Below are 13,514 nucleotides of genomic sequence, written 5' to 3'. Positions count from 1 at the left end.
GATTCTCTTGTTCGACCCGTTGGTGGGGTTTATTATGGGGGTATGGGTAGTTCAGTGAATTTCCCGGCAGGTCCGGAGGATTCATCCACCACAGTTTCTGTGGCGGACCGCATCACTGCCCTTACCCTTCCCGTTCTTTCCTCCCTTGCTGTGGATGTGGCGGGGTTGGCGGGGTTGCCTGATTTCCCTGTTCCCAGTGCCTCCACCGAGGATCGTGGTTCCTCGCGGTTGGGTGGGGTGCGGGGCTTGTTGGATGACTGCACTGACGCCCTTGCTGCTTTGAGTGTGCATCGGAACCGGTGTGCGGCGTTGTTGGTGGTGTTGGTCGAACGCCTCCAAGCGGCCGCCCGGGTGGAGGGTGTGGTGCTGGGGCTGGATGCCTGGCAGCGGCAGACGCAGATGATGGGCATCCGGGCCGAGGTGGCCGGGTTGCTGACCATTACCGAAGCGGTCGCGGGAAAGCTGATGGATCATGCCGGGACCCTGGTCCATCACCTTCCGGCGACGATGAAGATTTTTAGTGAGGGTGGGTTGGGGTGGGAGCAGGCGGTCGTGATTGCTGAGGAGACGACCGTGTTGCGGGACGCCGGGCACCCACAGTCCGTCATTGACGCTTTCGAACAGGTGTTGTTGGGAAAGGCCGAAGGGTGCGCGGGGCCGAGCTTCAGGGACAAGGCCCGCCGCGCCCGGGAACGGACCCACCCGGATTCGATGGCTGCGAAAACGCGGCGGGCGTTCAAGGACCGGTCCCTGCGGGTGGGTCGGGGTCAGGACGGGATGTCCTGGCTGACCCTGTTTGGGCCTTCGCCGACGGTCGCTGCGATCTTCTCCCAGTGCACCACCACCGCCCAGGCCGCGCAGGGTCCCCACGAATCACGGACCCTGGCCCAGTTGCGCGCCGATGTTGCCGCGGCCCTGCTGTTGGGCCAGACCATGGACGAAAACCACATCCACACCCCACCAGCACCAGCCGTGTCAGAACCGGCGGCGGCGGCCACCGCAGCTCCGGCGGGAACCCCGGAGCCGGAGATGACGGAGCCAGCAGGACCGGCAGCATCCCAGCCGGGCTCGAGCTACCACGGCGCCCATTCTCATGGGCACGCACCTGGTGCGTCGTTTTACCCGCCCAGGGAGCCGGGATTGGGACGAGACGGCGTGGTTCCGGTGTTTGATGATCCTGATTACACGGACCCTGGTTTTGTGGATCCTGTCCCTGAACCGTGGAGCGATGAAGCGTGGGATGGGTTTGACGGGTCCCGTCCACCGGAGCTAACCCCGTGCCCCACAACGCCTAGCAACAATCCGGGGGCTAAGGATGCGGGTGGTGTGTGGCCGCCGCTGCCCAGGGTGACCCCAGTGCTGGTGGTGCCTGCCCTGTCATTGCTGGGCTTCACGGACGAACCGGCGTGGATGGAAGGTGTCGGGCCGATCAGTGTGGACCTCGCTAAGCGTCTCACCGCACAAGCGGGTTCGCTGTACCGGGTGTTGGTGGACCCGATCACGAACAAACCCCTGGACCACGCACCGGAGTCGTACCGGATCAGTAAAGCCATGAAAACAATGTTGGCCATCCGGGACGAATACTGCCTCTTCCCGGGCTGCACCACCGTGGCCGTGAACTGCGAGGTCGACCACGTCAAACGCTTTGAAACCGGGGGCCGCAGCGTCTACAACAACCTGCAAACCCTATGCAAAAGCCACCACCTCCTCAAACACTTCAAGGACGACAAAACCCGCCAAGGATGCGTTCGCACGGACCAAAGCGCCGAACGTCAAAACACCCGCCTGCGCGGCTGGACCCCCACCATCACCGAAGAAGGACGCGTGGGATGGACATCCCCCACCGGACACTGGTACCCGCCAGAAACCGACGACACCCCAGCCCCGACCTACCCGCAATGGCTGAAAAACAACCTCCAACAACAACTCCACGACCACGACGAGGATTCCTGGCGGCAATGGGACGCGACCCACCCGTCCTGGGACCTCCCACCAGAAGACCACATCCCACCCACCTGGACCCCAGACACCGTCCCCCAACCACCCCCCGGCATGTTCCCCGACGAAGAAGAACAAACCCTCATCGACCAACGCGGTTCCGGGAGCGGCACGTAATACCGGGCAAAACACCATTAAAGGGTGCCCGGCCGTGGGACACAGTGGCCATAGTGTGGGCTAATGGCGGGTAACACCAATTAGTGGATAAACTAATGCAGGTTTTTGCCGCAAAAATGCGTGATCCACACGATTGAAGGAAGAACAACTATGTCCATGACGCCGGAACAGGCCACGTGGTTCGCAGGTACTTTTGAGAAGCTGGTCGCCAACGTAGGCCAGGCCATCCTTGGCAAGTCGCACGTCGTCAGCCTGACTCTGGCGGCCATGCTCGCCGAGGGCCACGTCTTGTTTGAGGATGCACCCGGAACTGGAAAGACCATGTTGGCGCGCGCTCTCTCGGCAACTGTCAAGGGAACCCATTCACGCATCCAGTTCACCCCGGACCTGTTGCCTTCGGATGTCACCGGCGTCATGATCTACGATCAAAAGTCGCAGGAATTTGAATTCCACAAGGGCCCCATTTTTGCCACGATTGTGCTGGCTGATGAAATCAACCGTGCCTCGCCGAAAACGCAGTCGGCCCTGTTGGAAGTCATGGAAGAGTCCCGGGTGACCATGGACGGCACCACCTATGAAACGGGACGCCCCTTCATGGTGCTGGCCACCCAGAACCCCATTGAACAGGCTGGAACGTACAGGCTGCCCGAGGCGCAGTTGGACCGCTTCCTGGTCAAGACCTCCATTGGCTACCCGGACCACGCCTCCACCGTTCAGTTGCTCTCAGGCTCTGGCCAGCGTGACCGCACCTCCAAGATGCAGGCCATCATCACGCCGCAGGCCGTTGCCGAAATGGCGGACCTGGCCTCCACCACGCACGCGGACGCCGCCGTCTTGGAGTACATTTCCCGGTTGTGTGAAGAGACCCGCAACGCCCCGGAAACCCGTTTGGGCGTTTCGGTGCGTGGCGCCATTGCCATGGTGCGCATTGCCAAGGTCTGGGCCGCGGCCAAGGGCCGCAACTACGTCCTGCCCGATGACGTGAAGGAACTGGCTCCCTATGTGTGGACGCACCGTTTTGTCATGGACCCGGAGGCTGAATTTGCCGGAGCCACCCCGGAGGTGGTGCTTGGCCGCATCCTGGCCGAAGTTGCCGCGCCGCAGCAGCGCGTCTCGGCGTAGGGCCCTGCCAGTTCCGCGAATGCACAGCACCAAGACAGCCAGCAAAAGGTAAATCATGAGCATGAAATCCAGCGCCCGGAAGGTGGGGGAGGTGCTCTCCCGACCCTTCCACAGCAACGGGAAACCCACCCGGCTGCACCCCGCGTCACTGTGGCGGGAAGGGGCAAAGCTGGCGGGGGTCCACCTTGCTCCCACGTGGTCCAAGGCCGCGCCATGGCTGCGCAAGTGGATCCTGCCTGCCCTGGCAACCATCAGCATGCTGGGCAGGGTGGTCATTGGTGCTGCCGTGCTGCTGTGCATCCTGGGGGTGGCCTTTGGCTGGCAGGAAGCGAAGGTGGCGGCCCTGCTGGCGCTGCTGCTGCTGCTGATTGCCATTGGTTTCGTCCTGGGTAAATCCATGTATGCGGTGAAGCTGGATTTGGCGCGCACCCGCGTGGCCGTGGGCGATCATGCAGTGGGCAGCATTGCCGTGGCCAACACCTCCTCCCGCACCGTCCTGCCGGCTGCCCTGGAGCTGCCGGTGGGGCATGCGACGGCGTTGTTCCACCTGCCGCGCATGGCCCCGTCGCAGATTCATGAGGACCTCTTCACCATCCCCACCACGCGCCGCGCTGTCATCACCGTGGGACCGGTCCGTTCGGTGCGTGCCGACCCACTGCAGCTGCTGCGCCGTCAACTGTTGTGGACCGAACCCACGGACCTGTATGTCCACCCGCGCACCACAGCCATTGGCGGACCGGCGGCGGGCTTTTTAAAGGACCTGGAGGGGCTCACCACCCGGGACCTGACGACGTCGGACATTGCCTTCCACGCCCTGCGCGACTACGTGCCCGGAGACGACAGACGGCACATCCACTGGAAGACCACCGCCCGCACGGGCAAACTCATGGTGCGCCAATTTGAGGAGACCCGCCGCTCCCACATGGCAGTGGCCCTGTCAGTCAACACTGACGAATACGAGTCCGAGGATGACTTTGAGATGGCCATTTCCGCCGCTGCCTCGCTGGGCCGGCAGGCCATCAAGGAAAACCGGGAGCTGAGCGTCATCACCCAGCGCGGGCCCATTCGCTGTGAAACCGGCAAGAACCTGCTCGATGACATGACCCGGCTGCAGGGCAACACCCGCAGGGGCAACTCCGTGGACCTGGCCCGCACCCTCATGGATGCCGTGCCCAATGCCTCGGTGGTGTTTTTTGTGGTGGGTTCGCGGGTCACACCGGCGCAGCTGCGCAGCGCCGCAGCCTCGGTGCCGCCGGGCGTGCGTGCCTTTGCCGTGCGCTGCTACACGGGGGCACAGTCCGCCCGCGCCAACATTGCCGACCTTACTGTCCTGACCCTGGGCGAACTGGATGATTTGGCCATTGTGCTACGGAAGGCAGTTGCGTGAGCGCCCGCAGGAGCAGCAACAGAAGCACTCAGAGCCACACCAGCACCCAAAGCACCGCCGGCAGGGCGCCGCAGCCCGTCCGCCGCAAGGCCTCGGCCTTCGCCGGCGGCCGCGTCTGGTGGCACTTTGCCCTTGACGCCGCAGTGCTGGCAGTCCTGCTGGGATTGGGTGTGCTGGGCTTCGGGCCCACCTTTGGCCACGACCCCGCCTACCTGGTGGCCGGTTTCGGTGCGATCATCCTGGGTTTGGCCGTGGCCGCAGCCGGGGCGCATTGGCGCCTGGGCCTGATCACCACCGCCGGCCTTGGCTTGCTGGTGTACATGTTCTTTGGCACACCGCTGGCAGCCCGGGATGAATCCATTGCCGGCTTCATTCCCAGCCTGGATTCCCTGCGCGGACTGCTTTTGGGCATCATGCTGTCATGGAAGCAGCTGTTGACCCTGGCGGCCCCGGTGGGAAGCAGCGTTGATGTGATGGTGGTGCCCTACCTGGCCGCCTTCCTGCTGGCCATTGTGGCAGGCACGCTCGCCTGGCGGGTGCGCCGGGCCTACTGGGCCATGATCCCGGTGGTGGTGATGTTCATTGTGGGCATCGCCTTTGGCACGGCCGAGCTTTTCCTGCCGGTGCTGCGCGGCTCGCTGCTGGCCATCGGCGCCATTGCCTGGCTGGCCTACCGGCAGGAGGCGCTGCGGAGGGAAACCGCCGGAGCCATTTCCGCCAACCAGCCGGTGCAGGACCGGGCCGGTGCCCGCACGGCGCTGCTGCGCCGCCTGGCCCTGGCGGCCGGGGTCATTGTGGTGGCGGGATCGCTCACCATGGCGGCGGCCCCGGCGCTGACCACCAGTGCCGACCGTGAGGTCCTGCGCGACGCCGTGATTCCGCCGCCGGATCTGCACAGCCTGCCGTCGCCGCTGACCAAGTTCCGCGACTACGTCAAAAATGAAAAGGACACGGTCCTGTTCACTGTCCAGGGCCTGCCCAAGAACGGCCGCGTCCGCATTGCCGCCATGGATAATTACGACGGCGTGGTGTTCAACGTCGACCCCAACAGCTCCGCCTCCTTTGCCCCCATCGGCGACCCGAAGGCGCTGAACAACGGCGGCACCGACGGCAGCACCGCCGTCGACCTTTCCATCAGCAACTACCAGGGCGTCTGGATCCCCACCGTCGCAGCCGCGCAGAGCCTGGCCTATGAGAGCACGCAGGGACAAAACACCACGCTGTACCTGAACAAGGAATCCGGCACGGCCCTGAACCTGTCCGGCATCCAGACGGGGGACTCCTATGCCCTGGACGTGCAGTTCCCGGCTGTGGACCAGAACAAGCTGGCGGCCTCCAACTTTGCCTCCGTGCGCCTGCCCAAGCTGGAAAACGTCCCGCCCGTGGTGGGCACCAAGGCCAATGACATTGTGGGCGAGGTGGACACGCCGCTGAAGAAGGTGCAGGCGCTGGAAGGGGCGCTGCAGCGCGAGGGCAAGTTCAGCAATGGCCTGGAAGGTCAGGTCCAGTCCAATTCCGGCCACAGTGCCGCGCGCATCACCAAGCTGCTCAGCGGCAAGGAGATGGTGGGCGACGACGAACAATACGCCACCGCCATGGTCCTGATGGCCCGCCACATGGGCATCCCGGCGCGCGTGGTGATGGGGTTTTACCTTGATGAGAAGGACCCCAACAACGGTGCGCCGAGCGTTGAAATCAAGGGCGCCGACGTGCATGCCTGGGTGGAGGTGAACTTTGCCGGCCAGGGCTGGGTGCCTTTCAATCCCACCCCGGACAAGGACAACGTTCCCAATCCGCCCGAACCCCAGAACGCCTCCAAACCCAAGCCGCAGGTGCTCCAGCCCCCGCCGCCGCCGCAGGAGCCGGCCGAGCTGCCGCCGGACAGCGCCCCCGACGCACTCGACACCGACGGCAAAAAGGATCAGGACGCGGGCCTGCTGGGCACCATCCTGTTGATCATTGGGGTGGCAGCCATTCCCATCCTGATCCTTGCGCTGCCGCTGGTCCTGGTGGCGGTGTTGAAGGCCCGACGCCGGAAACGCCGCCTCACCGAGGGCGAACCGGCCGACCGCGTCAGCGGCGGCTGGCAGGAAGTGCTGAGCCTGGCCACCGACCTTGGCGCGCAGTACCCGCAGGGCGGCACCCGCCGGGAGGCGGCCGTGTCCCTCTATGGCGCGTTCCCCGCCACGCAGGCAAACACCGCCCTGCTGGCCGAACGCGCCGATGCCGCAGTCTTCGGTCCGGGGCAGCCGGCCGAGGAGGAAGTTGAGCTCTACTGGAAACACGTGGACCGTTCCGTCACCGGGATGGGCGAATCGGTAGGATTCTGGAAGCGGCAGCGGGCCAGGTTCTCCCCGCGGTCGCTCCTGGCGGATGCGAAGGCGCGAGCCGGCAAGCAAAAACGTGGGCGCAGCCTGCGCAACAGTGGCCAAGACCGGGAAGGGGCGGTAAAACGCCTCCTGAACCGGTTGTCGAAGAAATCCTAAGAAGGGTACCCATCATGGCGCAGAAAGTGGCCGATCCCTGCCGGAACTGCGGGGCGGAGCTTGCCCCGGGCGCACCGTTTTGCACGCTGTGCGGCACCGCCATGAGCAACCGGGCAGCCTCCCCGGCGCCGTCGTCGGTGCCCGTGGGCGCCCCGGCCGGCGCCGCCGCCGACGCCGGCGGCAAGGCCGCCGTGCCCGGCATCATTGCCGTCGGTGCCGGCCCCCTGGCCCCGCTGGTCCCGCCACGCCAGCTCGGCGTGGACCCGCGGTTGGCCGAGGCCACCGCCCTGGTGCCCGGCGGAGCCGGCCGCCGGCTCTCGGCCTGGCTCATTGACGCCGCCGTGCCCGGGATCCTCCTGGGCATCGCCTCGGCTGTGGGTGTTGCCCTCATTGACGTCAGGCGCGTGGGCAGCCAAAACGTGGTGGACTTCACCTGGCTGGGGATCCTGCTGGGCATTGCTTCGGTGCTGTCCCTGGGCTGGGTGGTGTTCCAGTGGCTGTGGGAGGCCAAAAAGGGCAAGACCCTGGGCAATCTTCTGCTGGGCCTGCGCACCACGAACATGGACGGGCACCCCGCGGGGGTGCTGGCCATCTTCCTGCGGCTGCTCATTGTCTCCGTCAGCTCAATTGTGCCCACCATCGGGCCCCTGCTGGTGGTGCTTTCCAACGCCTGGGACGGCAACGCCAAGAAGCAGGGCTGGCACGACAAGGTGGCGCACACCCTGGTGTTCAATGTCAGGACCGGCCGCGATCCACTGGAGACCGGCGGCATTGCGGAACGGGAAAACTACACTCCGGCGCCCGTGCAGGCCATTTCCCCCGTGGCCGCGCCCATGGTCAGGCCCGGACAGGAAACGGCGGCGGTGCCCAGCGCAACCATGCCGGCGCCGTCGGACACCGTGGGCGCCGGCAGCCGGCGCCGCAAAAAAGCGCCCGCGGCGGACCCCTTCGCCCCGATCCAGTTCCACGGCCAGAGCGGCCAGAGCGCCCAGCCCGCACCCGGCCAGAGCGCACCCTACGGCGGCACCTTTGCGCCGCCGTCGCCCGTGCCGGCGCAGCCTGCACAGTTCGCCGAGTCCGGCCCCATCACCTCCGTTCCGGGCATCACCGCCCCGCCGCCGCCCCGGGATGTGGCCGCCTCCGCGCAGGCCGACGACGACGCCGGGGAAACGCGGGTGCGGCCCGTGGCAGCCGCCACGCCCACCTACCGGCTGGTGTTCGATGACGGCCGCCATGAGGACGTCAGCGCGCTGGCGCTCATTGGACGCAATCCCGCCGGATACGATGGGGAAATGATTTCCCGACTCATTTCCGTCCACGACACCAGCCGGTCCGTCTCCAAAACGCATTTGCATGTGCGGGTCAGCTCCGAAGGCGTGTGGGTCACGGATAGGAATTCCACCAACGGCAGCGCCATTGCCACCGCCGCCGGAGCCAGGACCACCCTGGTGGGCGGCACCCCGGCACTGGCGGAAGTGGGCGCACGCGTGCACTTTGGTGACAGGTCCTTTGTGGTGGCCAAGGCATGAGTGAAAGTGGCACCGGCTCGCCGGCCCCGGGGGTGCGGCTGAGCTACGGCTTTGGCACCGACAGGGGACTGCGCCGGGAATTGAACGAGGATTCCTTTTTGGCCGCCGACCCCCTCTTTGCCGTCGCCGACGGCATGGGCGGGCATGAGGCCGGGGAGGTGGCGAGCCGTGAATGCATCCAGACCCTCAGCAGCCAAAGCGTGCTGGCGGCCGGCTCGCGGGAAGCCACCGCCGCCCAGCTGCATCAGGCGCTGCAGCAAGCCGACAGCCGCATCCGGGAACTGACCAATGCCCGCGCCGGGACCACCGTCAGCGGCGTGGTGCTGGTGGAGGAACGTGGCGTGCCGTACTGGCTGGTGTTCAATGTGGGGGACTCCCGCACCTATCGGCTGAGCCAGGGCAGCTTTGCCCAGGTCAGTGTGGACCACTCCGAAGTGCAGGAGCTGGTGGATGGCTCATTCATCACCCCCGCCGAGGCCCTCATCCACCCGCGGCGCCATGTGGTGACACGGGCCTTGGGCACGGGATCGGATACGGAAGCGGACTTTTGGCTGGTCCCGGTGGAGGAGGGGGACCGGATCATGGTCTGCTCCGACGGGCTCTCCGGAGAGCTCTCCGATGAACAGATCCACCGCACCCTTGGCACACTGCGCCACCCCCAGGACGCAGTGGACTCCCTCATCCAGTCGGCCCTGCGTTCCGGCGGCCGGGACAATGTCACGGTGGTGGTGGTTGACGCCAGCAACGTCAGCGGCAACCACGGCGAGGAAACCCTCAACACCGCCCAATTGCCCACCACGGAGGCGGCGGACACCCTGCCCCGGATGGTGCAGGACCCCGAGGCGCCGCCGGCTTCCCGGCCCGCGGTGCCGGAGGAGGTTTTGGAGTCGATCCCCGACTTTGTGCGCAACCCCGGCGGCGGCGCCGGGGAAGTTCCCCCTGCCGCGCAGGAACCGGCCGAACAGGCAAACGTCGCAGCACCGCTGCACAAGGAGAATCATGGTTAGCAGCACGTACAGCAGCGGTTCCTGGATCGGCATTGTGCGCTCGGGCTCGGTGATTGCCTTGTCCGCGAGCACCGACCCGCGCATAGTCACGCAGCTGTGGGACTGCCTGGCCCAGGAACCCACACTCCACGGGGTGTTGAACGAGGTCACCGAAGCGTTCGGCACGGGGCTGACCAATATGCCGCCGTTTGCCATTGTGGTGCGCAGCGACAGGCTCCATGTGATTTTGCGCGGAGACATGGAGCTGGTGGCCAGTTCCCCTGCAGGCACCGACACCGTCTCCGGCCGGGACGTCACCACCTGGAGCGAGCGTTCCCTGCCCCTGCCCGAGGCCTTCATGCTGACGCTGGCCGACGATCTGGCCGACGGCGGATTCCCCGGCGGCGCCGTTTTGGAACTGCCCGTCGCCGAGGCCGTGGTGCGTCTGCAGTCCCTCACCGTGGGGCAGGCCGCGCAGGATGCGCAGGCCGCGCACGACGCCGGTGACGGCGTCGACCACGAATCCGCGGAGCAGTATGCCGCCGCGGATTTCCTGGCGGACTTTGACACTGAGGAGCTCGTGGACCAGGAGCCCACCACCGCCGAGCACGACGACGGCATGGCGTTGCTGACGCCGGTGGAAACGCCCCTCGAGCTTGCCGCCTACGCACAGGACGAACAGGGCGTTGACGAATACGTCGAAGGTCATGAGCTGGATCCGCAGGACTTTGCCGACGAGGACGCGTACGCGGAGTTCGCCATGGCAGCCGAGGCCGCTGACGCCGAATGGAACGCCCAGTTGGCGCCGGTGGCACGGCTGGATGCAAATCAGGCACTGGAACTGGCAGCGGGACCCGACGGCATCGGCCTGGAAGGGCCGGAGCCGGACATGAACCTGACCATCCACGCCTACGAGGACGAGGAGGCCCTGACCGGGCACGATCCCGAGCCGGCCCAGGAGCCGGTCCAGGAGCCGGCCCAACAGGAGGTGCACGGCGCCGCGGAGGACAGCGAAGACGCCGCGGCGGACGGGACGGGCTCCGGAAGCGGGCCTGAGCACGGTGTGGAGGACGGGGCGGAGCCAGGCACGGGGGAGGCGGCCCCCTCGGCCGAGGACGCCGTCGACGACGGCTTCACCATCAACTATGACTTCCTCTTTGGCGCCACCGTGGCCAAGAGCGTGGAGGCGGCGGCGGTGCGCACGGACGAGGACGCGCCCGAAGCAGCCACCGGCGCAACCATCATGCCGCCCATGCCCTCGGCGCCGCCCCTGGCCGGCAGCAACAACGGCGGCAGCAACAACGGCGGCCGCAACAACGGCGGCCAGGCGGACAGCGGCCAGGCGGACGGCGGCGGGGATGCCGCCGCCGTGGTCGCGCCCGTGGAGCCGGAGTCCGAGGACGCCGGGCTCATGATCGACTCGGTGCCGTGGGCCAGCCAAGGGCAGTCCGCGGCAACACCCGCCGCGGGCTTGCCCAGCAGCGAAGCCGCCGTGGCCGCGCCCACGGGGCCGGCGGCGTCACACGTCCCCTATGATCCTGACCACGACGGGCACACGGTCATGCGCAGCGAAGTTCAGGACGAGCAGGACGCGCAGGAGGCCCCGGCGCCGCTGGAATCCCGCCCGCCCACCGGTCCCATGGTGCTGGCGCGCATGTGCCCCAATGGGCATGCGAACCCGCCCAGCCGTGCCAGCTGCTGGAGCTGTGCCACCGCCATTAATGCCGAGCCCCGTGAAGTGGGCCGGCCGCGGCTGGGCACCATGCACATCTCCACGGGCGAGGTGGTGGAACTGGACCATTCGCTGATCATTGGCCGCCAGCCGTCCGTGTCCCGGGTCATGGGTGGTGCCATGCCGCGCCTGGTGCAGGTCAAGAGTGGCAATGGCGACATTTCCCGTTCCCATGTGGAAGTGCGGCTGGACGGCTGGGACGTGTTGCTGGTGGATTTGAAGGCCACCAACGGCACCGTGCTGGTCCGCGAAGGCCAGTCTCCGCGCCGCCTGAGCCAGGGTGAGGAAGCCATCCTGCTCAACGGTGACATTGCCGAGCTCGGCGATGGGGTCTCGCTGCTTTTTGACGGTCTGCTGTGAGCGCCCGCCGGGCACCGGCGGCACCTCCGGTGCTGCCGGGCTACCGTTTTGTCTCGGTGCTGGGTTCCGGTGGGTTCTCCGACGTCTACCTGTATGAACAGGACAGGCCGCGCCGCAAGGTGGCGGTGAAGGTTTTGACCGCGGATCTACGCACCGAAGGTGCCCGGGCCAGCTTTGAATCCGAAGCGAACCTGATGGCGCAGCTGTCCGCGCACCCGTACATTGTGACCATTTTCGAGGCTGAAATCACCGACGCCGGGCACTCGTACCTGGCCATGGAGTACTGCTCGCGGCCCAGCCTGGACATGCAGTACCGGCAGGGCCGCTTCAGCGTGGACCGGGCCCTGGAAGTGGGCATCCAGGTGGCTTCGGCCGTGGAAACCGCGCACCGGGCGGGCATTGCGCACCGCGACATCAAGCCGGCAAACATCCTGGTCACCGACTACAACCGGCCCGCCCTGACCGACTTTGGCATTTCCGGGACCATGGACGCCATCCAGGACGAGGGTGGCGGCATGTCCATCCCCTGGTCGCCGCCGGAATCCTTTGGCGCCGGCGCCACCGACGGCGTGAAGGTGGATGTCTGGTCCCTGGGCGCCACCATTTATTCGCTGCTGGCCGGACATTCGCCCTTTGTCATCCCGGGCGCCGACAACTCCCAGCGGGAACTGATCAACCGCATCAACTCCGCACCGCTGCCGCGGCTGGGCCGCGCCGACGTGCCCGAGGCGTTGGAACTGGTGCTGGCCACTGCCATGGCCAAGTCGCCCAACTCGCGCTACGGCTCCGCCAAGGACTTTGCCCGCGGCCTGATGCGGGTGCAGGCGGACCTGAACCTCTCCGTCACACCCTTTGAGGTGCAGGAGGAGGTGGCTGTAGCTGAATCCCGCAATGACGACCATGAAGAGGCCACCCGGGTCCGGCGCATTGTCTCCATTGACCCCGACGCCGCCACCTCAAACCCCGGCCTCACCCCCAACCCGGGCTTCCCCTCCCACCGCGGCGGCACGGTCCCGGGATCCACGGGCAACACCACCGGCTTGAACCGCAATGCCCAGACGCTGCCCTCGGCCGGCGGCGCGGGCGCCGCGGCGGACACCGGAACCGCCGGCGCCGGGACCGCCGGTGCCACCGGGGCGGCGCCCAGTGAAACCCTGGGCGGGCCCACCGTGCGCAGCCGGTTTTCCAATGTCGCCTCGCCCACGCAGTGGAGCGACGCGCCGGCTGGTTCCAATCCGGCGCACCCGGGCCTGGCAGCGGCCGGTGGCGCCCCCGTGCTGGATTCCACCGTTCCGCGCAGGGACGTGGCCGGCGCCGCACAGCCGACGGCCCCCGCCGCCCCGGCCGGGCGCAGGGGCCGGTGGCTGGGACTGGGTTCGGCGCTGGTGCTGGCGGCCGCCGTCGTGGTGGGCGTTGTGCTGTTCACCAACGGTGCCGGAGAAAAGGCGCCGGAGGTGGCCGAGACGGCCAACACCGCCCCGCCCACGGCCCTGATCGTCGGCGCGGAGGTCCCGCCCGTGACGGAGCTGACGGCCACGCCCAAAAACGGCGGGGCCGAGTGGGCGTGGACCAATCCGGATCCGCAGGACGGGGACAGGTACCTGTGGGCTTCCATCAGCGCCGTGGACTCCGGGGAATTCAAACCCACCTCCGACGCCAGGGTCTTTGTGGTCAACGGACCCAACGAGCAGTCCTGCATTGCCGTGAAGCTGCTGCGTCAAAACGGGCAAGTGTCCGAAGAGAGCAAAAAGTGCTCCTGAGGCCGCACACTGCAGCATTTGGTCCGCACCGGAACAC

At 66.9% G+C, this 13,514-nt stretch carries 8 protein-coding genes; all 8 read left to right on the top strand.

Features of this window, described 5'->3' with window-relative positions; translation table 11 throughout:
* Window positions 1-42 precede the first annotated feature (42 nt).
* The 8 genes from ACFUCV_RS00920 (at window position 43) to ACFUCV_RS00885 (ending at window position 13,477) form a co-directional block, all read left to right on the top strand.
* Complete coding sequence (locus tag ACFUCV_RS00920; protein ID WP_380811018.1) at window positions 43-2,115, top strand: DUF222 domain-containing protein; 2,073 nt, start codon at window positions 43-45, stop codon at window positions 2,113-2,115.
* Window positions 2,116-2,265: 150 nt separating this feature from the next.
* Window positions 2,266-3,237: an AAA family ATPase gene (locus ACFUCV_RS00915; RefSeq protein ID WP_380811016.1), complete on the top strand. Its 972-nt coding sequence runs from the start codon at window positions 2,266-2,268 to the stop codon at window positions 3,235-3,237.
* Window positions 3,238-3,298: 61 nt separating this feature from the next.
* Window positions 3,299-4,624, top strand: coding sequence for a DUF58 domain-containing protein (locus ACFUCV_RS00910; RefSeq protein WP_380811460.1), 1,326 nt, complete (start codon window positions 3,299-3,301; stop codon window positions 4,622-4,624).
* A complete protein-coding gene (locus ACFUCV_RS00905; RefSeq protein WP_380811014.1) occupies window positions 4,621-7,110 on the top strand; it encodes a transglutaminase family protein in 2,490 nt (829 codons plus the stop codon). Before ACFUCV_RS00910 ends, ACFUCV_RS00905 begins: the two co-directional genes overlap by 4 nt.
* A 14-nt stretch (window positions 7,111-7,124) precedes the next feature.
* The gene (locus tag ACFUCV_RS00900) at window positions 7,125-8,639 is read left to right on the top strand and encodes an RDD family protein (protein WP_380811012.1); all 1,515 of its coding nucleotides are present in this window, start codon (window positions 7,125-7,127) and stop codon (window positions 8,637-8,639) included.
* The gene (locus ACFUCV_RS00895; RefSeq protein ID WP_380811010.1) at window positions 8,636-9,646 is read left to right on the top strand and encodes a PP2C family protein-serine/threonine phosphatase; all 1,011 of its coding nucleotides are present in this window, start codon (window positions 8,636-8,638) and stop codon (window positions 9,644-9,646) included. The genes ACFUCV_RS00900 and ACFUCV_RS00895 overlap by 4 nt, the downstream gene beginning before the upstream one ends.
* Window positions 9,639-11,717: an FHA domain-containing protein gene (locus ACFUCV_RS00890; RefSeq protein WP_380811008.1), complete on the top strand. Its 2,079-nt coding sequence runs from the start codon at window positions 9,639-9,641 to the stop codon at window positions 11,715-11,717. The genes ACFUCV_RS00895 and ACFUCV_RS00890 overlap by 8 nt, the downstream gene beginning before the upstream one ends.
* Window positions 11,714-13,477 carry a serine/threonine-protein kinase gene (locus ACFUCV_RS00885; RefSeq protein ID WP_380811006.1) on the top strand — a complete coding sequence of 588 codons (1,764 nt, stop codon included), beginning with the start codon at window positions 11,714-11,716 and terminating at the stop codon, window positions 13,475-13,477. The genes ACFUCV_RS00890 and ACFUCV_RS00885 overlap by 4 nt, the downstream gene beginning before the upstream one ends.
* The last annotated feature ends 37 nt before the right edge of the window (window positions 13,478-13,514 follow it).

The organism is Specibacter sp. NPDC057265 (assembly GCF_042668835.1).
GTDB lineage: Bacteria > Actinomycetota > Actinomycetes > Actinomycetales > Micrococcaceae > Specibacter.
This window is presented reverse-complemented; position numbering and strand designations above follow the sequence as displayed.

Coding starts and splice junctions, on each gene's coding strand:
- ACFUCV_RS00900 (WP_380811012.1), top strand. CDS start 7,125: ATGGCGCAGAAAGTGGCCGATCCCTGCCGGAACTGCGGGGCGGAGCTT.
- ACFUCV_RS00910 (WP_380811460.1), top strand. CDS start 3,299: ATGAAATCCAGCGCCCGGAAGGTGGGGGAGGTGCTCTCCCGACCCTTC.
- ACFUCV_RS00920 (WP_380811018.1), top strand. CDS start 43: ATGGGTAGTTCAGTGAATTTCCCGGCAGGTCCGGAGGATTCATCCACC.
- ACFUCV_RS00895 (WP_380811010.1), top strand. CDS start 8,636: ATGAGTGAAAGTGGCACCGGCTCGCCGGCCCCGGGGGTGCGGCTGAGC.
- ACFUCV_RS00915 (WP_380811016.1), top strand. CDS start 2,266: ATGTCCATGACGCCGGAACAGGCCACGTGGTTCGCAGGTACTTTTGAG.
- ACFUCV_RS00890 (WP_380811008.1), top strand. CDS start 9,639: ATGGTTAGCAGCACGTACAGCAGCGGTTCCTGGATCGGCATTGTGCGC.